Origin of the sequence: Synechococcus sp. PCC 7502 (assembly GCF_000317085.1) — a bacterium.
Lineage (GTDB): Bacteria > Cyanobacteriota > Cyanobacteriia > Pseudanabaenales > Pseudanabaenaceae > PCC-7502.
Genome location: NC_019702.1, coordinates 276,085 through 299,174, shown reverse-complemented (window position 1 = coordinate 299,174; position 23,090 = coordinate 276,085). Strand labels below are relative to the sequence as shown.

Below are 23,090 nucleotides of genomic sequence, written 5' to 3'. Positions count from 1 at the left end.
TATTATTAGCCTGTTATTTTAAGTCAAGACTAAGCCATAAAACAGGTAGTTATCCCTTTGTAAATAAGCTAAGCTTAAACACAAGCTGGAATGGAATAAGCTGACTTACTCACTTACAGATTTAAGTTAGCTTTAAGTAGATTTAGGACTAGACTCGCTATTAGTATGGGCAAATTTAAGGCAGACATATTGGTAGTTGACGATACTTTGAGTAATCTCTTACTTTTAGAGCGAATTCTGACTAAGCATGGTTATACGACTAGGTGTATTCCCAGTGGCGAGTTAGCTCTAGCTGAAGTGCAAATGTACTGTCCTGATTTGATCCTATTAGATATTCACATGCCGGGCTTGAATGGCTATGAAGTCTGTCAACATTTTAAGACCATGCCCACAATTCAAGATGTCCCCATAATTTTCTTGAGTGCCTTAGATAGTGTTGCTGATAAAATCAAAGCTTTTGACCTCGGAGCCGCCGATTATATTACTAAACCTTTTCAGGCACAGGAAGTTCTGGCACGCATTAAACATCAGTTAAAAATTCGAGATTTACAAAAACAACTGGAAGAGCAGAATACTAGACTCCAACGGGAAATCCAAGACCGTAATGATGCCTCAACTGCCTTAATTCTTTCCGAAGCCAAGTTTGCCACTGCCTTTCGCTCTACGCCCCATGCGATCGCCATTACCCGCCGTGACGATGGTTGTCATTTGGATGTTAATGATAGCTTTTTAGAATTCTCTGGTTATACCCGCTCAGAAATCATTGGACGCACCAGCCTCGAACTGAATATGTGGCAAAACTTCGATGATCGGCAAAAATTTATTCAAACCTTAACGCAGAAAGGCTATGTTAGGAACCAAGAAATCGAGTTAAGGCTGCGATCGGGAGAAATTGGCGTAGGACTCATATCCGCAGAACCAATTACAATTAATGGTGAAAATTGCATTATTTCCGTTCTCAGTGATATTAGCGATCGCAAAAAAGCGGAAGAAAATCTGCGTAGAAGTGAAGCAAAATTTCGATCTCTTTTAGAAAATATCGCTGATGCCCTATTTGTCCATGACCTCGAAGGCAATATTACTGATGTTAACCAAAGAGCTTGCCAAAACTTAGGCTACACCCGTGATGAGCTTTTGAATCTTACGGTTTTTGATATCGAAGTCGGCACGCCACCCGAAACCCTAAAGTCAGCATGGAAAGCGATGAAACCGGGTACCCCAATTACGATCAATGGCATTAATCGCCATAAGGATGGCTGTACTTTTCCTATTGAAGCAAGGGTAGGCATATTTGAATTAAGCGGGGAATTGTCTGTCATTGGGTTAATTCGTGATGTCAGTGCCAGAGTAGCGGCGGAAGAAGCTCTACGCTCAACGGAAGAGAAATATCGGAGCATCTTTGAAAATGCCGTAGAGGGAATTTATCAAACCACCCATGATGGACAATACCTAAGTGCTAATCCCGCCCTCGCTCAACTCTATGGCTATGAATCGGCTGGGGAAATGATGTTTGCAATTGACGATGTGGGCAAAGAGCTTTATGTTGATCCCCACCGCCGCCAAGATTTTATTGACTTAATGGAAGCCTGTGGCACAATCTCAGGGTTTGAATCGCAGGTATATCGCAAAGATGGAAGCATCATCTGGATTTCGGAAAATGCCCGCACCGTCAGAGACTCCCAGGGACGGCTTTTGTATTATGAGGGCTTAGTCGAAAATATTACTGCCCGTAAGTTGGCAGAAGCAGAACTGCAAAGAGCTAAGGAAGTATCAGATCAAGCTAATCGGGCTAAAAGCGAGTTTCTATCAAATATGAGCCATGAGTTACGCACGCCCTTAAATGCGATTTTAGGATTTACTCAGGTATTAGTAAGAGATGCATCCCTAAGTCCCGATCATCAAGAATCTCTGCAAATTATTAATCGTAGTGGTGAACACTTGTTATGTCTAATTAATGATGTTTTAGAGATGTCAAAAATTGAAGCTGGTCGAGCCACCTTAAATTGCGGCAGTTTTGATTTACATTATCTACTCATGAATATTGAGGAAATGTTGAAATATAAGGCTAAGTCTAAGCAATTAAGGTTAACCTGCGAAATTGCCCCCAATGTCCCCCGTTATATTTCTGGGGATGAAGGCAAACTGCGCCAAGTTTTGATTAATCTCATGGGTAACGCCATTAAATTTACCAATCGAGGTACGGTTACCTTACGGGTGCAAACTACAGGGATCAACCCAGACTATCAGCAACTTTTATTTGAAGTTCAAGATACAGGTACAGGTATTGCTGCCCATGAAATTGATTCTTTATTTGAGGCTTTTATCCAAAGTACCTCAGGGCGTAAATCTCAAGAGGGTACGGGTTTAGGGTTGCCGATCAGTAGACAGTTTGTGCGCTTGATGGGTGGAGATATAACCGTTAGTAGTACCGTAGGCGTGGGTACAATTTTTAGCTTCGAGATTCCTGTTCCCAATAGCCAAGAGCAGCAGCCTATGCGTCAGTTGGAATTTACTCGACAGGTCGCGGGTTTGGCTCCCCATCAGCCTCAATATCGGATTTTAATTGTTGAAGATCGCAGGGAAAATCAACAGGTGTTATTAAAGTTACTAGAACCACTTGGATTTGAAGTAAAGTTGGCAAATAATGGGGAAGAGGGAATTGAAATTTGGGAAACTTGGATGCCGCACTTAATTTGGATGGATATGCGGATGCCAATTATGGATGGTTATACAGCAACCAAAATAATTAAAGGTACACCCCAAGGACAGTCCACAGTGATTATTGCTTTGACTGCCAGTGCCTTTGAAGAAGAGCGATCGCAGGTTGTAGCCGCAGGTTGTGATGATTTTGTGCGTAAGCCTTTCCCTGCCGAGTTGATTTTTACCAAAATGGGAGAACATTTGGGACTGCAGTATATCTATGCCGAAATTCCCAATCTCCAGCAGCGATCGCTTTTATCTAATTCATCTAATTCTTTAGGTACATCCAAGCCAGAATTAACACCCCAAGACCTTGAAGCTATGTCCACGGAGTGGCGGGAGCAAATGCACTTAGCCGCAAGCCAACTGGATGAAGATCGGATTTTAGAGCTTATAGACCAGGTTTCTAATGGTAATCTAGCTAATGGCTTAAGAAATTTAGTGAATACCTTTCGATTTGACCAGTTACTTGATTTGACGAAGGATTAATTTAGACTTAATTAGACCTAACTTTTGACCTAACTAAAGATATAAACTATAAACCCATGAGCGATCGCCCCGAACCATTCAAAGGTGACATTTTAGTTGTAGATGATACCCCTGATAATCTACGGCTTTTGGCATCTATGCTCTCGGAGCAAGGTTATAAAGTGCGGAAGGCAATTAATGGACAGCTAGCTCTAATGGCAGCCCAATCTGCTCCTCCCGACCTAATCTTACTGGATATTAATATGCCAGATATGGATGGTTACGAAGTCTGTGAACGACTGAAACGGGATGTGCAAACCTTGGATATTCCCGTAATCTTCATCAGTGCCTTGGATGATGTTTTAGATAAGGTCAAAGCTTTTAGTGTGGGTGGAGTGGACTATGTGACTAAGCCGTTTCAGTTGCAAGAGGTTCTAGCTCGCATGGATAACCAGTTAGTGGTACGGCGCTTACAAAAACATTTACAGGATCAGAATTTACAACTTAAACAATTACTCCGCGATCGCATCCGTGCCCAAGAATCTTTACGCCAGGCAGAGGAAAAGTATCGAGCTATTTTTGATAACGCCATAGAAGGTATATTTCAAACCAGCGCCGAGGGCGAATATCTCAATGCTAATCAGGCTCTAGCCAATATCTATGGGTATGGTTCTGCCGATGAATTAATTGATGACTTTAATAGTAACGACGTTAAACCCTATGTGAGTATGAGTTTACGCAAGGAGTTTGAAAATACTCTACAGGAATTTGGCTTTGTCTCTGGCTTCGAGTCGCAAATCTATCGGCGGGATGGCAGTACGGCATGGATTCGGGAAAGTATTAATGCGGTGCGGGATCAACAGGATGAAGTTATTTTCTATGTGGGTACGGTGGAAGATATTAGCGATCGCCGTTCCGCAGAAATTGCCGAATCCGCAAGACAAAATATGGATCAGTTACAAACCATTGCCCAAGCCATTCCGTTACCAGTATTAATTAGTCGTACCGCCGATGGGGAGATTCTCTATGCTAATCCGATTGCCAGTAGTACCTTTGGTATTGCCTCTTGGGATTTAATTGGTCGCAGTATTCAATCTTTATATAATGACCTACAGGATGCGTATAATATTGCCGAGGTTTTAGAGCGAGATGGTTATGTCCGCAACTATAAATTGATTTGTAAGCCCGAAGGCAGAAACTTATTCAAGGTACTGCTTTCGATCCAGCCATTTATTTTTGATCATAAGCCCGCTTTACTCAGTATATTTTTTCATATCAGCGATCGCTAAACCCTTGCCATCCAAAGCTATCTAAAACAACATCGTGGAAATATATTGCACTCGACCCACCTGCAACCATATCAATGTATTCCCAGACCTCAGTACAGGTAATACGCTTAAAACTGTTACCCAAAAATTTTGTATTAAATGCGGCATGCCTTTGATCTTGGGAGGGCGATACATCACCGAACGGCTTTTGGCGCGGGGAGGATTTGGTGCCGCCTATTTAGCCCGCGATCGCTATACCCCTGCTATGCGGAAATGTGTAGTCAAGCAACTTTTACCAACGGGTTTAAATCCCGATCAAATGGAGTTTGCCAAGGAGCTTTTTGATCGAGAAGGGGCAGTGTTAGAAGAACTGGGTCGGCATCCGCAAATTCCTGATTTGTTAGCATTTTTTGAAGTACCCGTCAGTGGCTATCAATCATCTAAGGAGGAAATTTACTTTTATTTAGTGCAAGAGTTCATTGATGGGATTACCTTAGAAAAAGTGACCGAGCAGTATGGAGCATTACCAGAGGCAGAGGTAACAAGAATTATGCAAAGTCTCTTACCAGTGCTGCAATTTGTCCATGACAATAACTCGATCCATCGAGATATTAAGCCCTCAAATATCATGCTCAAAAATGCTGATGATCAGTTGTATCTTCTGGATTTTGGTGCGGTAAAGCAGGCAACCATTGCTGCTGCCAGTCAAAAATCTACGGGCATATTTACTCCCGGTTTTGGTGCGCCTGAACAAATGCGTGGGGATAAGGTCTTTCCTTCTACGGATTTATATGCCTTTGCTGCCACCTGTATAGTGCTGTTAACGGGTAAACAACCTGAAGATTTATTTAATGCCAATACCAATCGATGGGACTGGAGGAAAGATGCTCAAGTTAGTTCTAAGTTGGCTGATATTTTAGATCGAATGTTAGAAAATGCCCCCAGCGATCGCTATGCTTCGGCACAAGCAGTTTTAAATGCCCTTAATGCTAACTCTAGTTCAGTTCCTGCCCCAATTCCCACCCCTATAGCTAATCAAGCCATTAATCAGCCACAATCACTGCAAACAACTAATCAACCAGCAAATCAGCAGATTAGTCAGCCTCCACAACCTGCACGCAGATTACCCAAGGCTCTAGTACTTCCACCTTTACAGCCCCAATTAATTGCCGCTTTTTTAATCGGTTTTGAAGCGGGACTCCTAGGGGTTGTTGCGAATACCGTGGGAGGATTATTCATTGGTCTTTATCCTAGTCTGATGATTGTAGCGGGTATAATCTTAGCAATTTTATTTCTCCGTATTTCTCAAACTCTTGATAATAAGGACTTGACTGCTGGAGTTGTACTTACGGTGCTAATTGTGTTTGGCGTACAGTTTTTATTTCAGCTAAATTTGCCACCCCTAGAAATTATTGCCCTTCTCAGTGCGATCGCAGGCGTGAGTCTAGTTGCAGTGACTAGTTTATTTCGCTTAATTTATACATTTCTGTTTTCTTTACTTTAATATCCCACCAGAAGTATGGCGATCTAGAGTTCTATTGATCGTCCCTTCAAGGGAAACATACCTGCGGGTTTATATTGTAAAAAGATGACAATCAGCGCAAATAACAAAACCTTAGCCATGCTGGTGGTAGCAAAAAAAGTAAACAGATCGTAGAGCGGGGTAATTGGCTTTAACAAATTGGCGATCGCTCCCGAACCGACTAAATAGTTAGTAGTACCCAGTGCCAAAGCCGCCACAATACTGCCGACTAGTTTACCAACTCCACCAACTACCACCACCATAAAGGTATCAACGATATAGTTCTGCCCCGTATTGGGCCCCACTGATCCTAAAAAGCTCACAGCACAACCAGCAATCCCCGCCAAACCAGAACTTAAGGCAAAGGTTAAAGAGTCAACTTTTTGAGTAGGAATACCTAAACATGCACTCATGGCTCGATTTTGGGTTACGGCTCGCATTCTTAAACCCCATGGCGATCGCTGTAAGAATAAATAAATTCCAATTACACAGCAAATCGTTAACGCAATAATAAATAATCGGGTATAGGGCATTTGTAATGTGCCAATCGTAGTACCACCCCGCAGCCATAATGGTGAAGACACATCCACATTTTGCGCCCCAAACCAAGGCTTAGTAATTGCTAATTTATAGGTATTGCCTAAAACAAAACTTAAAGCGATCGCCACTGCTGCCGACAGAGGAACCATAACTACAGCAAACCAATTTTTAATCCTGTCCCAGTTAGAGCGAAAACTAGCAATAGTCCAACCACCAAAAAATAAAATACAAAAAGTAACTATGCCGATCAGAAGTCCCCAACTCACACTGCGGACAAACTGTTGCAAAATTAGACTTACCCCCCAAGTTGCCAATAATGTTTCTAAGGGTCTGCCATACAGAAACTTAATGACACTGCGCTCTAGGATAAAGCCAATTAATCCTGTGACTATAAAAGCGGCAATCAGGGCAAAAAAGATATAAACCTCAAACCATTGCGCCCCCAGACTCTTGAATAAATTTTGAATGACGTAGGTGGTATATGCCCCTAGCATCATCAGTTCACCATGCGCCATATTAATGATCCCCATTAATCCAAAGGCGATCGCCAGTCCTAGAGCCGCTAATAACAAAACTGAACCAGTACTAATACCGTTAAAGATGCCATCTACAACTTCTGCCATAATTACCCTCAAAATAGCCCTTAAAACAACTCAGATACAAAGAAAGGATTGAAAGATACACCCTCTCAACCCTTAGTTACACAGATTAAATGCCAATTACGAAATGTTCAATAACTAAACCTTATACTTACCACCCTTAGCAGGATCAGACCAATCACAGGCATAACCCTTAGTTTCAGCTACAAACTGGTTCCAAGGAACGGGAACAACTGGAGCTTTGGTTTCGTAGATAATATCGAATAAGCCATCGGCACGAACTTGACCAAGACGGACAAACTTAGCAGTATGATGATTATTTTCTAAGGTGTAAGTACCACCGGGAGCTTTAAAGGTTAGTCCTAGGGCTGCCTTCCGCACTGCTTCTAAATCATCAGCAGTACCTGCTTTTTCTACCGCAGCTTTCCAGAAGTAGACAGAAACATATGCGGCTTCCATTGGATCGTTTACTACTCTATCTTTGCCATATTTGGCTTTAAATGCCTCTAGAAATTTCTTACTTTCAGGTAAATCTACGGTTTGGAAGTAGTTCCATGAAGCATAGTGTCCTTTCAGGTAATCCACCCCAATCGCTTTGACTTCTTCTTCAGCAATACTGACTGACATGGAAGGATATTTCTCTGGAGTTAAGCCAGCACCTTGTAATTGCTTAAAGAAAGCAACATTACTGTCACCGTTCAGGGAGTTATAGATTACGCCTCCATTGGGAAGAGCTTGTTTAATTTTGGAGATAATTGGAGTTACTTCAGTACTACCTAAGGGAATATAGTCTTCACCTACGACCTTGCCCCCCTTAGCTGCTAACTGTGCCTTGATAATAGTATTTGCAGTCCGAGGGAAAACGTAGTCAGACCCAACTAAAAAGAATTCCTTACCTTTCTTTTCCAGTAACCAATCTACCGAAGGTTCAATTTGTTGGTTGGGAGCGGCACCTGTGTAAAACACATAATCAGAGCATTCCTGTCCTTCGTACTGCACGGGGTACCACAGCATGTGCTTTTTCGATTCAAATACGGGCAGTACCGCTTTACGGCTAGAGGAAGTCCAACAACCAAAGACGGTTACAACCTTATCTTGATCAATGAGCTTAGTGGCTTTTTCGGCAAAGGTGGGCCAATCGGAAGCTCCATCTTCAGTAATCGCTTCAATTTGCTTACCTAATACACCACCAGCTTTGTTAATTTCCTCGATCGCTAACAAGTCAGCATCAACAACACTCTGTTCGCTAATTGCCATAGTGCCACTGATCGAATGTAAGATTCCTACTTTAATAGTTCCACCTGCTGCTGGAGTAGTAGTAGGGGTTGGTGCTGTAGTAGTTGGAGTCTCTCCACCACAGGCTTTTAGTAGCATTGCAGTTCCTAAGGAGGCAGAACCATATACTAAAAATTTACGTCTATCTATTCCCATTATTTCTCCTGCACATTTTTTGTTAAAAGCATAGCTCAGACTTCTAGTCTTGGTTAGTACTTACCTATGGCAGCCTAACTAAAATTTAGAGTCAATGTTAGATAGTGTCATTTTCAGTTACAGCAAGTTCTGTACTTGTATTTAAAGATACAAATTCTGATTTAATGATCGAAAAAATCTAATTTTATAGATAAAAACTCATACTTTCTTTATGCCAAATTCACATTAATTATTTGTGTTAATTATTTATGTCAATACATTAAAATAACTAAATAAAAATACATAAAAAACAAAATCTGGAGAAAACAGTGACTGGTTTTATAAGAGGTTTATTTGGTTCTAAGCCCAAACAAGAAGATAGTGCAGCTAAAGCAAAAAAAGATGCTGGTGCTTTTTTCCTAGATGCTGACTCAGCTAAAACCTATGGCGATATTGACTATATGAGAACCCCTAAGGCTGTTACGAAAAGTTTTCCCAAAGGCTTAGGCGAAGTAACTGAAGTGGTATCCTCCATAGAAAAACAAGAATCTGTGGGTGAGTTAGAGCAGAAATCTGAGCAAAAAATAGAGTCTCAATCTCAATTTAGAAAGCCTGATATTGCTATCAATACCAGTACTGATATGGACATATTTCGGAAAATGGCAAAGGATATTAAAAAGTCCTAGGCAATATTGTTAGTTATTTGAGTCCTTAATTGCACTTGGCAAAGGTTATATAGTTTCTGTCTCTCAATTTCTTTGGGCAGTTTTTCATCAAGGATTAGACTATCTAATTCTGGCATTCCTAAAAGTTGAAACAGTAGACTAATAATCTCAACCTCAATAATTTCTGAGTCAATTAATCCTGCTTGGTTTTGGGCGGCGATCGCTAAGGATGGATAGGCGTAGATTACATTTTTACTGATCCTAGAGTCACTAACATGATTTAGGGTGGTCAAAACTAAATTTCCGCCTTTAGACTGGACTAGAAAATATTTAGAGTGTTTTTGTTGTAGAGCAATGTTTTTTAATACGGGAGCGATCGCCTTAATTGACTCAGAAGTAGCTAAATCAGGTGCATTACGAATGAGATGATTAACTTGCGTATCTATCATATCTATGGAAGATTGAGATGGCATAGGAATTTTATACTCTTGCTAAATTGCTAATCTTAATTAATCCCACTTAATCCCACCATAGCCCAACTAATTTATATTTTTTGAGTGACCTTTGCAGCAACTCCAATCCATGATTATCATCTTCTAAATCGACACCTTCAACTAATTCCAATATTTCCTCTGATACCTCTTCTCCCATGTCCTTTAGTATTTCGATCGTATCGCCTAAGCAGCCAAAATGCTGATCAATTATATCTGGGCAAAACTCATAAATTTCTTGGGCAAGTAAGGTTAAATCATCGGGTAGATTTTTAAAATAAACTGTAACTGCGTCAGATTCAACGTCAGATAAATCGATCCCATATTTTTGATCCCATTCTTTGAGCTTATTAATAATATCTTCTATATCTAAAGCATAGTTGCCTGCTTCAGTTTCATGGGTTCTTAATTCTTCGTATTTATCCATATAAAGTACATAAAAAGTAATTTACAAAAATAATCTAGGCTCAAAAGGGTTAGTTCTAAACCTAGAATTAGTGATTACTTAGAGAGAGGTAAAGATAGCCTACGCTTCAATCTTTAGAGAGAGAATTTTATCTCCCTTACGAATTGCATTGACCACTGCTAAATCTTTAGTTTGACCAAAGGTGGTATGGACTCCATCTAGGTGAGGTTGGGGCGCATGACAGATAAAGAATTGACTGCCACCAGTATTTTTGCCAGCATGAGCCATAGATAGAGTTCCTGCTAGATGCTTATTGGAGTTAATTTCGCAGTTGATCTTATAACCAGGTCCACCAGTGCCAGTGCCGAAGGGACAACCGCCTTGGATCATGAAATTGTCTATAACTCGGTGAAAGCTTAAACCATCATAGAAACCCTTTTGCGCTAAATCCACAAAGTTTTTGACCGTATTGGGGGCATCTTGATCGAATAGGTCGAGGTTAATGGTACCTTTACTGGTTTCCATAATCGCACGGGTCATATAATTTGAGTTCCTTAAGTGATGTTTTTTATAATTTTAATGCCTTTTAGACCTTAATCCGTACTGGACTTCGGGAAGCTCGCAACTCAACGTCAGTGGCAGCAAGGAGAGATGTGCCTGTCATTTCGGGAGGTTGAGGAATTTGTAAAATCTCAAGGATTGTCGGCGCAATATCTGCCAATTTACCACCGGATTTCAGTTCCACCTCGCCCCCATATCCCCGTATTTTTAAGCCTTCACCTTCAACTACGATAAACGGCACGGGATTTATAGTATGGGCTGTCCAAGGATTATGATGCTCATCCCACATATATTCAGCATTGCCATGATCGGCTGTAATTAAAGCTGTTCCTCCCGCTCCATTAATTGCAGCTATAAGTTGTCCTAGACATTTATCAACTACGGTGATGGCTTCGATCGCCGCATTAAAATTACCTGTATGTCCTACCATATCTGGGTTGGCATAGTTCACAACAATCAGGCTATAAATTCGCTTATTGACTGCTTCTATAACTGTTTTTGTAACTTCAAGGGCAGACATGGGTGGAGACTGATCGTAGGTGGAGACCATAGGGCTATTGATCATAATTCGATCATCACCTTCATTGGGTTCTTCGCTACCACCATCAAAAAAGTAGGTAACATGGGCATATTTTTCCGTTTCTGCAACCCTAAGTTGCTTGAGATGATGTTTAGCGATCATCTGTCCCAGCATGTTGTCAAGGTTTTGGGCGACAAAAGCCACATCCACTGGCAAGGTGGGATCGTACTGGGTGAAGGTAGCAAAGTGCAAAGGAGTAATTAGGTTACGCTCAAATCCGCTAAATTTGGGGGTAACAAATGCTTGGCAAATTTCTCGGGAGCGATCGGGACGAAAATTAAAGAAAATTACTCCATCTCCTGCGGCAACGGCACCGTGGGCAATGCGGGTAGGGGGGATAAACTCATCGGTAATTTGTTCGCTATGGGCATGTTCAAGGACAGCGATCGCTGAGGTAATTGCACCTAGGTCATCTTTAACCATGACATCATATGCTTTTTGGACCCGATCCCAGCGCCGATCGCGATCCATGGCATAGTAGCGACCACTAATCGTCACAATTTTACCGATACCAATATGGTCAATGTATGCCTGAATTTTGTGGACATGGATTAGACTTGAAGTTGGCTGAGTATCTCGACCATCGGTGATTACATGAATACAAACATCGGCTATTCCCCTTAATTTAGCCATGTCTAGTAAACCAAACAGGTGATCGATATGAGAATGTACTCCTCCATCGGAGCATAATCCGATCAGGTGCAGCTTAGTACCATTGGCTTTGACGGCATCAAAAACCTTGACTAGAGCTTCGTTAGTAAAAATTGTGCCATCATCAACAGCATCAGAAATTCGTACTAGTTCCTGAGGTACCACCCTTCCTGCGCCAATGTTAAGGTGTCCAACCTCAGAGTTTCCCATTTGTCCCTTGGGTAAACCGACTTCTTTGCCTGATGCTTGGAGCAAAGTTTTTGGGTATGAGTGCCACAGACTGTCCATAATTGGGGTTTTGGCGGCGGCGATCGCATTGCCATCAACTTCTTCTCGATACCCCCAGCCGTCCAGTATAACTAGAACTAGTGGAGAAACAGCCCCTGTAACCATAGTAAATTTTCCTTTGTGTTACATTTTCGTTTGTGTTACACGTTGGCAATCATAGCATTACCGTTCAATAGATACAATTTTAATGTATTCCAAACAACAAAAATTTGTGGTTGCTAGTATTTCTTGAGAATTTCCCTTGCCATAGATAAAAAGTCTGGGGGATTAGGTTTAATTGTTACTTTTGTCTCTGTGGGAAGGGGGTTAGGACTAACATCAATTGTCAGTGTTTGCGCTAGTGATTGTGTTAGAGGCTTTGAGCTAGGAGTAAGAATTTTAGGAGTATAACGCAGGTAAATAATGCGATCGCCCGTTTGCCAGACATAATCAGCCGTAACGATTTGCAGTTGATTTTGGCACTCTAGGATAATTGGTAAGATGTTACCTGTAATCAGGGCAGAGTTAAATTCAGCCAATTGTAGATCGATATTTTCCGTCAGTGTAATTTCACCCAGTTGTACTTCTTTTTGGGTAAGGTATTGATTCCAAGCCTTGATTGGGACTCTACTGGTAAAAGCCTGTTGAATTTCTATAGTCTTAGGAGAATTAGGAGCTTTAGACGGAGACAAATTTGGAGATTCGGCATAGACGGCAATTACCCGAGGTGGTCGAAATTCCTCCTGTACCCTTTGGGTAACCACCAAATTTATATCGGGATTAATCGTTAACGCAATGAAAGTACTAGCCCGATCCAAACCACTCTCGGTCAGGGTTTTAATATCCATAGCATTACCCACTATAACGGGAATATCTTGGGCGATCGCCTGTTTACAGGATTCCGTACTGTCATCAATCATCGACACATTCTGCCCCCCATTTTGGAGAAGCTTTGCCACTATTAGCCCCAAAGGATTACACCCGACAATTACCACTCCTTCAAACTCTTGGCTGGTTAGGCATAGACGTCTTGCTAACCATTTAGCTGTTAATCCTTGCAAGCATACGGTCATAGCAATAGTCAAAAATACTAATGCCTTAATTGCGGCTCCGCCATTAATCCCTTTATCGGTGAGAATAATTGCAAATAGTGAAGCAACCGAAGCTGCAACTATGCCACGGGGGGCGCACCACGCTAAAAAAACTTTTTGCCGCCAATTTAAACCACTATTCCATGTGGAAACTAAAATATTGAGGGGGCGCACAATTAACATAATTGCCAATACTGTAAACACTCCACCCCAACCTAAAACTAAAATACTGGAAATAGATAGGTTTGCCGATAGCAGGACAAACACCATTGACACCATGAGTATGGTTAACTGTCCATTAAATTTAAGTAACAGTCTTTCATCAGGAATGGATGCGGCTCTGACCACAATGCCCATCAGTACGGCGGTCATTAGTCCCGATTCATTTTGAATTGATTGAGCGATCGCAAAACACCCCAAAACCGCAGCTAAAACCACGGAACTTTTGACATCAGTTGCGACAAACTTTGATCGCTTGAGGAAATTACTAAGTAGGAATCCTCCACTAATACCGATTATGGCTCCAATGCCTAGGCGCAAAATCAGACTTTGGATGATCTCAAATACTGAAGCATTATTATTTAAGACCACATCTAAGACGACTACAGCTAAAATCGCTCCGACCGCATCGATGAGTACACCCTCACCCTCTAAAATTGTCGCTAATCGCCGATCCAGATTTACTTCCTTTAGGATCGGATTAATCACCGTAGGTCCAGTGACTACAACCAGTGAGGCATAGAGAAAGGCGATCGCCCAGGGAAATTCACTAAAATAATAGGCAGCAATCCCACCTCCTAGCAAGCTAATTAAAGTACCGATGGTAGTGAGGTTACGAATGGTGCTAGAGACTTTACCCAAATTTTGGAGTTGCAGGTTAAATCCGCCTTCAAACAGGATCAGAGCCACAGCCAAGGAAACTATTACTTCTAAGCCTGAATCCAAATGATCGGGTTCAATCAGCCCTAACCCACTACGCCCTAAACCCAGTCCTAGGATTAATAGAAAAACAATGCTAGGAACTCGGAAATAGTTGGCGATAACCTGTGCCAGTACCCCTGTAATTAAGGCTGTAATGATCAGGACTGTGATTGAAAATGAGCCTTCCATGACACTATGTTAGGCGGTTATGGCTTGAAGTTAAAGTCAAACTATGAAGTATATACGAGTGTGACTAAAGCTTAATAGACAGCTTAATGGACTATCTTAATAAACCTATGCCCCACTTACAGGGGGTTTTAAAATTTACAATAGTTACAATAGCAACTTTAGATCATTAATCTATTTTAGCCTTGCAGTCAAAATTGTAACTTTAGGAGTACAATGTCATCAAATTTTGACATTTATCCAATGATATTCATATATGATAAGTTTCCAAAAAATATATTTGAAATGGCAGTCTTACTGGTTCAAGTTATTCACTAGATGGAGAGAATGTCCATTAACTTGTCCGATCCAAAGACCCCATCACAAACATGTCTTTTGGAGTTGGTTAGGTAGCTGTTTAGCAATTACCATTGCCGCTTACCTTTCTGTAATTACAAATTGCCCACTAATTATGGCTCCCTTTGGGGCAACTAGTGTTTTGATCTTTGGTGTACCTGAAAGTCCTTTAGCTCAACCTCGTAATGTCCTTGGTGGTAACCTAATAGCAGCTTTAGTGTCATTAATAATCTTAAATATTTGGGGATCTTCGCCTTGGACAATGGGGCTAGCTGTTTCTATAGCGATCGCCATAATGCAATTTACTAATACCTTGCATCCACCTTCAGGTGCAGTTGCGTTAGTTGTCATGATGACAAAACCTAACTGGCAATTTCTAGTTACTCCAACATTAGAGGGTTCGATGATTTTAGTATTATGTGCTGTTATTTTTAATAATCTTTCTGAAGAGCGCACTTATCCTAAGCATTGGCTATAGATCCTAAATAGGATTTATCCAAAAGAACAAGATCAAGCAGTCACTTTTTGTAAATTTATACAATCAGCTAGAAGAGGCATTTCGTGATACAAAATCCCCTAACTCTGAGTCGTTCAGTTCTACTATGGGCAATGACAGGAGTTACCTGTGGTTTATTTGGTTCAGTTTATTGGATAGCATTATCCCACCTGATACAAGCATTCGAGTATTTTAATGGGTTAGTTTTATTAATTATCATGCCCTTAGCTGGGTTATTGATTGGTTTAGTGATTCACTGGCTAGGAAACCCCGGTGAGATTGGATTAGTTATTGATAACATCCACCTTAATGGAGGACGACTAGCTACCCGTGAGAATCCCTCCATGATTCTGTCATCACTGATCAGTATTGCTAGTGGTGGTAGTGCGGGACCAGAAGCACCAATGGTGCAAATCACAGGTTCAATCGGCACTTGGTTTGCGGATCGCTTGCGGTTAACTGGAGAATCGTTGCGGACTTTGAGTATTGCAGGTATGGCATCGGGATTTACGGTTCTATTTGGTGCGCCATTGGGTGGAACCTTCTTTGCCTTAGAGATTTTGCATCATCAACATGTTGCTGAGTATGCTGAAGCAATTTTACCCGCGATCGTAGCCAGTTGCCCCAGTTATACCATTTTTGTAATGTTCACCAATCTTGGGCTGGGACCAACTTGGCATTTTCCTCAGTACAGCGTTGATCATCTTTTTACTTTTGCAGAAGCTATGCTCTATGGAGTAGTGGGTGCGATCGCAGGTTGGTTATTTGTCGCTATATTTCGTAGCTGCGATCGGCTACTAGAATCCTTATCGATTCCCATCTATGGGCGCACTACTTTAGCTGGATTCGTGCTAGGTGGATTAGCGATTTTATTTCCACTGACACGCTTCTTTGGTGAACATCAACTAGACGAAATCATTAACAGCGACTTTTCGATTATGGTGCTGGTGGCTTTAGCGATCTCTAAAATGCTCACAATTAGCATAACTGTGACAGGAGGTTGGCGAGGAGGAATTATTATTCCGCTATTTTTTATTGGAGCCTGTTTAGGTAAAGCTATTGCGATCGCTAATCCGAGTTCTAATGAGACACTTGCCATGATTTGTGTGATGGCTGCTCTCAATGCCAGTGTGACTAGAACGCCAATTAGTACGACTCTGATCCTTGCTAAGTTAGCTGGATTAAGTATATTTACTCCAGTGCTCTTTGCAAGTATGGTCGGGTTTCTATTATCTCCTAGATATCCTTTTATTCCCTCACAACTGAAAGCCAAGATTAAGTAGAAGCTCAAATTTTAGTTATACCCCGATAAACTCTCAAAGTATCACCAAATCAGCTTTTTGGTATTTGTTTAATTTACGCTGGAAACTTGGATCGAGTGTGGAGCTAGTAAGACCGATGTTGATTCACTCCAACGCACCATTAAACTGGGTTGAATCCCTAAAACTAGAATTAAAACCGCTAAGACAATGGATGGCAGGCGATCGCCCCAAACTACACTGGGCAAATTGGCACTAGATTCTGCTAACCGACCAAAAAATGCCCGATTTAACAGGATCAGTAAATAAACTCCTGTTAAGCCCGTACCGACCATACATAATAAAGTTTGAACGGGGAAAACAGGAAAACTACCTCTAAATACCAGAAACTCGGAAATAAAGCCCACCATTCCCGGTATGCCTGCACTAGCCATAGCACCAGTGATCATTAAGGTGCCAATTAGGGGTAAACCCCGTTCAGGATTTAACAGTCCTCGCAGCACGTCAAGATCACGACTGCCAGTTTTTTGATAGACCACACCCACTAACAAAAATAACATTGCCGAAATTAAGCCATGACTAACCATTTGAAAAATGGAAGCAAGGATTCCCAAATCAGTCATTGCTGCTGCCCCCAGTAGAACATACCCCATGTGTGCCACTGAACTATAGGCAACAATTTTTTTCATGTCAGTCTGGGCGATCGCTGTTAAGGAAGCATACAAAACTGTAACCGCCGCCCAAGTTGCTAACCACGGAGCCAAAATCGTCCACGCACTGGGAAAAAGCCCCAAGCCAAATCGTAACAAGCCATAGGTACCAAGCTTGAGTAAAACCCCCGCCAGCAAGACTGAAACAGGTGTGGAAGCTTCAACGTGGGCATCGGGTAACCAAGTGTGCAGAGGTACTAGGGGAATTTTTATGCCAAACCCAATTAATAGTCCGCCTAAAAGTATGAGTTGTTGTCCTAGGGGAATGGATTTAATCAGGAGGCTATCGTAGTCAAAACTAGGAGAACCGCTCAACCAAGTCGTTGCTAAAAATGCCCCAAGGACTAAAATTCCAGACACCGCCGTGTAGATTAAAAACTTAGTAGCTGCATAACCCCGCTTGGAACCACCCCAAATGGCAATTAGCAAATATAACGGAATTAGCTCTAGCTCATAGAATAGGAAAAATAACAGCAAATTTTGCGCTACAAATGCACCCACCACAGCACTGTTCAGTAAAAGCATCAGACTGTAATAGAGTCGAGGTCGCTTAATCGAGTCTTCACTACTGTAAATGGCAATTAGGGTTAGCAAACTATTTAGTCCCAATAACGGCAGGGATAAACCATCAATACCGATTTGGTAACTAAGTCCTAGGGTATCAATCCAAGGTAAATATTCCTGAAACTGAAAGTGGGGATTACTTAAATCAAATTGCCATCCTAAAAATACTGTCCAGCCCAATGCGATCCCCGCTAGGATCAAAGCTAAGGTTTTGATATGCTGAGTATTTGCAGAAGACCATAAGCCAATGATTAGGACTCCCAATAGGGGAATTAAAATGAGAACACTGAGCATAGATTAATTTCTAATTAATTTCTAAAGTTTTAGAGTTTAAGTTGATTTACAGTCTTTTGTAGGTTTGCTTAGTAGGGGTGCAGCCCCAACGTATCCCTCAATCATGAACTTGCATGAACTTGAAGTTAGAACAATGACCAAGTTATGAATAAAGTGAAGAGTCCTATGCCTAGCAAAATTGTGAAAATATAGCCCTGGGATTGTCCCGATGTACTGTACTTAAGGCTTTCTCCACTGAAAATAGAGGATAGTCCCACTAAATTAACTAAACCATCAATGACATAGCGATCGATCCAGGCACTAATCAGGGATAGTTGATTGACCGCAAAGACTACAGTTAAACGATAAAGTCGATCTATATAAAAGTCGTATGCCAATAAATCTTGGGTTACGCGCCAAGGCAATTGTAAAGACCTTGACCATGCTTTGTGTAAGTAAATATTGCTTCCGATCGCTACCCCTAGCACACTGGAGATTAGTAAGTCAATTACAGCCGTTTTATTAATATCTGCCCATAGCGGTAAGAGTCCTAATCTTTGCATAATTAAAGGGATTAGCACAGACACAATAATTAAAGACACCATTGGCACTGCCATTGTCCAAGGTACTTCGGGCGCACGACGAGTTTTCGGTTGAGCATCCCCAAGGAAGGTTAGGCGAAATACCCGAGTTAGCCCCAAAATCGTTAAGGTATTTACAGTTAGGATTAAAAATACAATGGGTTGATTATCCCAAAAGGCATCTAAACCTTGGAGCAAAGACCAAAATCCCCCCAAAGGTGGTACAGCCACTAGACTAAAGGAGCCGACTAAAAAAGATATGGTCGTTGCGGGCATTTTTGACCATAAGCCCCCTAATTCGGTTAAATCTTGGTTTTGAGTCGTGGAAATAATTGCTCCGACACTCATAAATAGTAATGCTTTAGCGATCGCGTGGGTAAATAGTAAAATCAACGCAAAACTGATCTGATTCATGCCCACAGCCACGAATACCAACCCTAGATAGGCACTGGTTGTATGGGAAAAAGCTCTTTTAATATCAATTTGGGCGATCGCCACCAAAGATGCACCAACGGCAGTCACAGCCCCAATTACAATTAAGGCATTAAGAGCTAAGGGCGAAAGGGCAATGATCGGTTGTAATTTAATTAAGATATACGCCCCACAGCCTACTACCACGGAATTACGCAAAATTGACGCTGGGTTAGGTCCTTCCATAGCTTCATCCAGCCATAAATGTAAAGGAAACTGGGCACATTTCCCCGTAGGTCCTGCGACTAATGCTAAACCTAATAAGGTGGCAAGCGGAGGTGATAAGTCGGAAGTTTCTGCCCATTTATACAAGCTTGGAAAATTTAAATCCCCAGCGATCGATGCCAAGGATATAATCCCCATCAGTAAAATTACATCTCCCACCCGTTTAGTTAAAAAAGCATCCCGTGCCGCAGTTACCACAAGGGGTTGAGCATACCAAAAGCCCACGAGTAAATAGGTAGATAGGGTTAATATTTCCAATAGCCCGTAGCTAAGTAAAAGGGAGTCGCTGATTGCTAAGCCACTCATAGCCCCTTCAAAAAAGCCCATAAGGGCAAAAAATCTCGCTAATGCCCAATCTTTCTCCATGTAACCGATGGCAAAAAACTGAGCCAGCAAGCTTAATCCCGTGATTAGCTCCATTGCACCCATGTTTACTACAGAAATATTCAGACTAAAACTTAGGTTAAAATCCAAAACCCTTAGCCATTCAAAAGTTAATAATTGCGGTGGCTGATGCCAAATTGCGCGGAATACAATTGTGCCGTGAATGAAGGCAACTACAGTCATCAATAAATTAAAATAAGCCGCAGGACGAGGACCTGTACGCTTGACTATCCCAGTTGCCCAAGGCAGGGTAAGCAGAGCTCCAATCAATCCATAGCAGGGGATCCACCAACTTTTTTGCAGTAAAAATTCGGTCAAATTCATCGTTATTAAGTAATTGTGCGTAACTGAAGCTTCAAGATGTTGGTTTAACAGGCTAAAAACTTCTAGGTTCAAGGTTATTTTGAAGAAATTTTATATTTTATTAATCTATCGTCAATTTTAGGATAATTAAGTAATGTTATCTTCCCAGCTACGAAGAAAACCTATGGTTTTTATAGATTTAATCTATTTACAGTCTTTTATGTGTCGGGGGAATCCCTGCGTGGCGGGCAGCCCACACCCTAAAGTATCCCTTAGTTGTCAAATAGGCTGTAGTAAATTAGAGAGTTGACTAGTGCCAGATTTTTTACTCTATGCTCAGCATGGTTGGGCGGATCATAATTACAAAATTAGCTGCCTTGGACAAACTCTGGCTACGCCCGATGCCCTTGTGGTTGCCCCTAACTTAGGTTGGTGGAACACTTGGTGGAAAATAGCACCGTTAATTCAAACCGTAGAAACCATTGCGATCGCTAATTTTGAGCAATATCCCCATACCCCAATTAGAATTGTTGGTCACTCTATGGGTGGATTAATTTGGTTAGAAATTCTAAATCGCTATCCTCAATGGTGGAAAAATGTCCATAGCCTAGTTTTAGTTGGTTCGCCTGTGGGGGGTTCTAAGTTGGCAAAAATCCTTGATCCCTTGGCGATCGCTATTGGTGCAGATTTAGCTATTAATCGCATGGCTATCGCAGAGAAGATCGCATTCCATATTAAGACCTTGAGTATTGCAGGTGATATTAATGGGATCAGTGATGGTACTGTCACCATTGCTAGCACTCAGTTTAGTCATGGTAAATTTAAAGTCCTTAAGGGGATCAACCATCCACGCCTGAAAAACCATTCCCTTGTGGCAAGGGCAATCCTAGATTTTTGGGCAGAGTTATAAACCGTGAAATTACTATGAAATTACTATTTATTTCCACGCCTGTTGGGGCATTTGGGTCGGGAATCGGCGGTGGCGTAGAACTAACAGTCCAAAATATTGCCAAGGAATTAATTGGGCGATCGCACATAGTCCATTTAGCGGCATCCCTTGGTTCTATATCCACAGAAATTCCGATCATTACGATTCCCGGAGAGATACATAGCTTTGCCCAAAATCAATCCCGTACCGACCCAGTTAGTTTTCCTGATAACTCGGTTCTCGCCAATCTCTGGGAATATGCACGGCAAGTTCAAGATAGTTATGATTTAATTGTGAATTTTGCCTATGACTGGCTCCCTTTTTACCTCACCCCATTTTTTCGTACTCCCATTGCCCACTTTGTCAGTATGGGTTCGCTCTTAGATAATATCGATCGCCTCGTACACAAAGTATCCCAGACCCATAAAGGTACCATTGGCGTTTATACCAAGGCGCAGGCATATACCTTTGGTGAATCCGTAGATTTTGAAATTCTGAGTAGTGGCATTGATTTAGACTTATACCAATTTCAGCCCATATCCCAACCTCAACTAGCATGGGTAGCCAGAATTGCTCCCGAAAAGGGTTTAGAAGATGCGGCGGCGGTTTCCGAGCTTTTACAAATCCCGATTCAGGTTATGGGAAAAATGCAGGATCAGGACTACTGGGATCAAGTGCAAACCCAATATCCCCAAGCACAACTTAATTACCTCGGCTTTCATCCCACCCTAAAGCTTCAAGAACTCTTAGGTGAGTGTGCGGCATTACTAATGACCCCAAAATGGGAAGAAGCATTTGGTAATGTGGCGATCGAGGCTCTTGCCTGTGGAGTGCCAGTGATTGGCTACGCTAGAGGCGGAATTGTGGAAATTATTCATCACCAAGAAACGGGATTTTTAGTGGAGCCAGATAATATTGAATCTCTATGTAGTTCTGTGAAACTAGTTTCTAAGCTGCATAGAGCCAGTTGTCGCCGTCAAGCTGAACGAGAATTCTCCCTTTCTGCTCTGGGCGATCGCTTTGAGGCATGGTTTAAGAGATTAATTAAATAGCATTACCCAACAGTTTTTCCACAGCTTTAATAATATCTTCAGGCTGCACAATCGTCAGATTTTCAAGGGTGCCGTTATAGGGAGTAGGTACATCCAAAGATGCTAAACGCACAACTGGCGCATCAAGTTCATCAAAAAAGTTGTCATTAATGGAGGCAATGATTTCGGCACCAATCCCACCACAGCGCATATCTTCTTCTACGATAATTAATCTATGGGTTTTGCGTAAAGAAGTAGCGATCGCTTCTAAATCCAGTGGTTTTAATGAAATCAGATCAATCACCTCTGGATCATAGCCTTTTTTCGTTAAGGTCTCTACTGCCTTGAGAACGTGATAGCGCATGCGGGAATAGGTCAAAATTGTCACATCTTTCCCTGGGCGTACTAATTCTGCCTTATCTAAGGGTAATAAATATTCTTCATCGGGCAAATTTTCCTTGAGGTTATAGAGTAAAACATGCTCAAAGAATAAAACAGGATTATCATTACGAATCGCTGATTTCAATAAACCTTTAGCGTTATAGGGTGTAGAGCAGGAAACAATTTTAATCCCTGGTACCGCCTGAAAATATGCCTCTAAGCGTTGAGAATGCTCTGCTCCTAAATTTTTGCCCACACCACCAGGACCACGGATCACTAAAGGAATCTTAAAGTTGCCCCCAGAGGTGTAGCGTAACATCCCTGCATTATTGGAAATTTGATTAAAAGCCAATAGCAAAAAACCCATGTTCATGCCTTCAATCACAGGACGTAAGCCCGTCATTGCCGAACCTACCGCCATCCCAGTAAAGCTATTTTCACAAATTGGGGTATCTAGCAAACGTAAGTCACCGTACTTTTTATATAAATCCTTGGTAACTTTGTAGGAACCTCCATAAAAGCCCACATCTTCGCCCATGACATACACGGTGGGGTCTCGATCCATCTCTTCGTCTAGGGCTGCTCTGAGGGCATTAAAAAAGGTAACCTCTGCCATGGCTTAATTCGTTAGGTAAGTTTAGTAATAAATTTTTCGTGCTTTCTATCATAAGCTGTTATGGACAGTTATACAAAGACTGCCTTTGATATTGAATTAATCTAATTTATGGGTTTTTAATAATGTTCTAGGGAAGACATAAAAGTATGCCCTAGTGAGACAGGTACTGAGATAACAAGCAGGATGGTAATTTATGCTAGAATTCG

General features: G+C 41.6%; 18 protein-coding genes. 8 read left to right on the top strand and 10 right to left on the bottom strand.

All coding sequences use genetic code 11. The features are described 5' to 3' along the window. The first annotated feature begins 165 nt into the window (after positions 1-165). From SYN7502_RS01410 to SYN7502_RS01400, 3 genes are read left to right on the top strand one after another with little or no spacing between them, the layout of a single operon-like run. Positions 166-3,189 carry a PAS domain S-box protein gene (locus SYN7502_RS01410; RefSeq protein WP_015167114.1) on the top strand — a complete coding sequence of 1,008 codons (3,024 nt, stop codon included), beginning with the start codon at positions 166-168 and terminating at the stop codon, positions 3,187-3,189. A gap of 56 nt (positions 3,190-3,245) precedes the next feature. Beyond that, positions 3,246-4,457 (top strand): response regulator, encoded by a 1,212-nt coding sequence (locus SYN7502_RS18030; protein ID WP_015167113.1) that lies wholly within the window; start codon positions 3,246-3,248, stop codon positions 4,455-4,457. A 34-nt stretch (positions 4,458-4,491) separates the two neighbouring features. Beyond that, positions 4,492-5,940, top strand: coding sequence for a protein kinase domain-containing protein (locus SYN7502_RS01400; protein WP_015167112.1), 1,449 nt, complete (start codon positions 4,492-4,494; stop codon positions 5,938-5,940). 23 nt (positions 5,941-5,963) lie between these two features. On the opposite strand, the gene SYN7502_RS01395 is transcribed toward SYN7502_RS01400, so the two are convergent. Together SYN7502_RS01395 and urtA are read right to left on the bottom strand one after the other, a co-directional pair. Next, entirely contained in the window at positions 5,964-7,121 is a 1,158-nt protein-coding gene (locus tag SYN7502_RS01395; RefSeq protein WP_015167111.1) for an ABC transporter permease subunit, read from the bottom strand. Positions 7,122-7,235: 114 nt separating this feature from the next. Further along, positions 7,236-8,528, bottom strand: a complete 1,293-nt coding sequence (urtA, locus tag SYN7502_RS01390) for an urea ABC transporter substrate-binding protein (protein WP_015167110.1) — start codon at positions 8,526-8,528, stop codon at positions 7,236-7,238. Positions 8,529-8,836: 308 nt separating this feature from the next. Between urtA and SYN7502_RS01385 the strand changes: the two genes are divergently transcribed. After that, positions 8,837-9,193 (top strand): hypothetical protein, encoded by a 357-nt coding sequence (locus SYN7502_RS01385; protein ID WP_015167109.1) that lies wholly within the window; start codon positions 8,837-8,839, stop codon positions 9,191-9,193. Here the strand turns inward: SYN7502_RS01385 and SYN7502_RS01380 are convergent. The 5 genes from SYN7502_RS01380 to SYN7502_RS01360 form a co-directional block, all read right to left on the bottom strand. After that, the gene (locus SYN7502_RS01380; protein WP_015167108.1) at positions 9,190-9,645 is read right to left on the bottom strand and encodes a hypothetical protein; all 456 of its coding nucleotides are present in this window, start codon (positions 9,643-9,645) and stop codon (positions 9,190-9,192) included. The genes SYN7502_RS01385 and SYN7502_RS01380 overlap by 4 nt on opposite strands. A 46-nt stretch (positions 9,646-9,691) precedes the next feature. Further along, positions 9,692-10,090 carry a DUF4253 domain-containing protein gene (locus SYN7502_RS01375; protein WP_015167107.1) on the bottom strand — a complete coding sequence of 133 codons (399 nt, stop codon included), beginning with the start codon at positions 10,088-10,090 and terminating at the stop codon, positions 9,692-9,694. 99 nt (positions 10,091-10,189) lie between these two features. Further along, the gene (locus tag SYN7502_RS01370) at positions 10,190-10,609 is read right to left on the bottom strand and encodes a peptidylprolyl isomerase (protein ID WP_015167106.1); all 420 of its coding nucleotides are present in this window, start codon (positions 10,607-10,609) and stop codon (positions 10,190-10,192) included. Between the two features lie 46 nt (positions 10,610-10,655). Next, positions 10,656-12,254: a 2,3-bisphosphoglycerate-independent phosphoglycerate mutase gene (gpmI, locus tag SYN7502_RS01365; RefSeq protein ID WP_015167105.1), complete on the bottom strand. Its 1,599-nt coding sequence runs from the start codon at positions 12,252-12,254 to the stop codon at positions 10,656-10,658. A 113-nt stretch (positions 12,255-12,367) separates the two neighbouring features. After that, complete coding sequence (locus SYN7502_RS01360; protein ID WP_015167104.1) at positions 12,368-14,329, bottom strand: sodium:proton antiporter; 1,962 nt, start codon at positions 14,327-14,329, stop codon at positions 12,368-12,370. Between the two features lie 253 nt (positions 14,330-14,582). Here SYN7502_RS01360 and SYN7502_RS01355 point away from each other — a divergent pair, with 253 nt between their 5' ends. Together SYN7502_RS01355 and SYN7502_RS01350 are read left to right on the top strand one after the other, a co-directional pair. Further along, on the top strand, positions 14,583-15,140 hold the full coding sequence (locus tag SYN7502_RS01355) for an HPP family protein (RefSeq protein WP_015167103.1): 558 nt from the start codon (positions 14,583-14,585) through the stop codon (positions 15,138-15,140). 83 nt (positions 15,141-15,223) lie between these two features. Further along, complete coding sequence (locus SYN7502_RS01350; RefSeq protein ID WP_015167102.1) at positions 15,224-16,441, top strand: chloride channel protein; 1,218 nt, start codon at positions 15,224-15,226, stop codon at positions 16,439-16,441. 68 nt (positions 16,442-16,509) lie between these two features. Here SYN7502_RS01350 and SYN7502_RS01345 read toward each other — a convergent pair whose 3' ends face one another. Together SYN7502_RS01345 and SYN7502_RS01340 are read right to left on the bottom strand one after the other, a co-directional pair. Beyond that, positions 16,510-17,985: an NADH-quinone oxidoreductase subunit M gene (locus SYN7502_RS01345; protein ID WP_015167101.1), complete on the bottom strand. Its 1,476-nt coding sequence runs from the start codon at positions 17,983-17,985 to the stop codon at positions 16,510-16,512. Between the two features lie 125 nt (positions 17,986-18,110). Beyond that, the gene (locus SYN7502_RS01340; protein ID WP_015167100.1) at positions 18,111-19,949 is read right to left on the bottom strand and encodes an NAD(P)H-quinone oxidoreductase subunit F; all 1,839 of its coding nucleotides are present in this window, start codon (positions 19,947-19,949) and stop codon (positions 18,111-18,113) included. 292 nt (positions 19,950-20,241) lie between these two features. On the opposite strand from SYN7502_RS01340, the gene SYN7502_RS01335 reads away from it, so the two are divergent. Both SYN7502_RS01335 and SYN7502_RS01330 read left to right on the top strand, forming a co-directional pair. Then, positions 20,242-20,838, top strand: a complete 597-nt coding sequence (locus SYN7502_RS01335) for an alpha/beta hydrolase (RefSeq protein WP_015167099.1) — start codon at positions 20,242-20,244, stop codon at positions 20,836-20,838. Between the two features lie 14 nt (positions 20,839-20,852). Beyond that, complete coding sequence (locus SYN7502_RS01330; protein ID WP_015167098.1) at positions 20,853-21,908, top strand: glycosyltransferase; 1,056 nt, start codon at positions 20,853-20,855, stop codon at positions 21,906-21,908. On the opposite strand, the gene SYN7502_RS01325 is transcribed toward SYN7502_RS01330, so the two are convergent. After that, positions 21,901-22,884, bottom strand: a complete 984-nt coding sequence (locus SYN7502_RS01325; protein ID WP_015167097.1) for an alpha-ketoacid dehydrogenase subunit beta — start codon at positions 22,882-22,884, stop codon at positions 21,901-21,903. The genes SYN7502_RS01330 and SYN7502_RS01325 overlap by 8 nt on opposite strands. Between the last annotated feature and the right edge of the window lie 206 nt (positions 22,885-23,090).

Coding starts and splice junctions, on each gene's coding strand:
- SYN7502_RS01410 (WP_015167114.1), top strand. CDS start 166: ATGGGCAAATTTAAGGCAGACATATTGGTAGTTGACGATACTTTGAGT.
- SYN7502_RS18030 (WP_015167113.1), top strand. CDS start 3,246: ATGAGCGATCGCCCCGAACCATTCAAAGGTGACATTTTAGTTGTAGAT.
- SYN7502_RS01395 (WP_015167111.1), bottom strand. CDS start 7,121: ATGGCAGAAGTTGTAGATGGCATCTTTAACGGTATTAGTACTGGTTCA.
- urtA (WP_015167110.1), bottom strand. CDS start 8,528: ATGGGAATAGATAGACGTAAATTTTTAGTATATGGTTCTGCCTCCTTA.
- SYN7502_RS01380 (WP_015167108.1), bottom strand. CDS start 9,645: ATGCCATCTCAATCTTCCATAGATATGATAGATACGCAAGTTAATCAT.
- SYN7502_RS01375 (WP_015167107.1), bottom strand. CDS start 10,090: ATGGATAAATACGAAGAATTAAGAACCCATGAAACTGAAGCAGGCAAC.
- SYN7502_RS01370 (WP_015167106.1), bottom strand. CDS start 10,609: ATGACCCGTGCGATTATGGAAACCAGTAAAGGTACCATTAACCTCGAC.
- gpmI (WP_015167105.1), bottom strand. CDS start 12,254: ATGGTTACAGGGGCTGTTTCTCCACTAGTTCTAGTTATACTGGACGGC.
- SYN7502_RS01360 (WP_015167104.1), bottom strand. CDS start 14,329: ATGGAAGGCTCATTTTCAATCACAGTCCTGATCATTACAGCCTTAATT.
- SYN7502_RS01355 (WP_015167103.1), top strand. CDS start 14,583: ATGATAAGTTTCCAAAAAATATATTTGAAATGGCAGTCTTACTGGTTC.
- SYN7502_RS01345 (WP_015167101.1), bottom strand. CDS start 17,985: ATGCTCAGTGTTCTCATTTTAATTCCCCTATTGGGAGTCCTAATCATT.
- SYN7502_RS01340 (WP_015167100.1), bottom strand. CDS start 19,949: ATGAATTTGACCGAATTTTTACTGCAAAAAAGTTGGTGGATCCCCTGC.
- SYN7502_RS01330 (WP_015167098.1), top strand. CDS start 20,853: ATGAAATTACTATTTATTTCCACGCCTGTTGGGGCATTTGGGTCGGGA.
- SYN7502_RS01325 (WP_015167097.1), bottom strand. CDS start 22,884: ATGGCAGAGGTTACCTTTTTTAATGCCCTCAGAGCAGCCCTAGACGAA.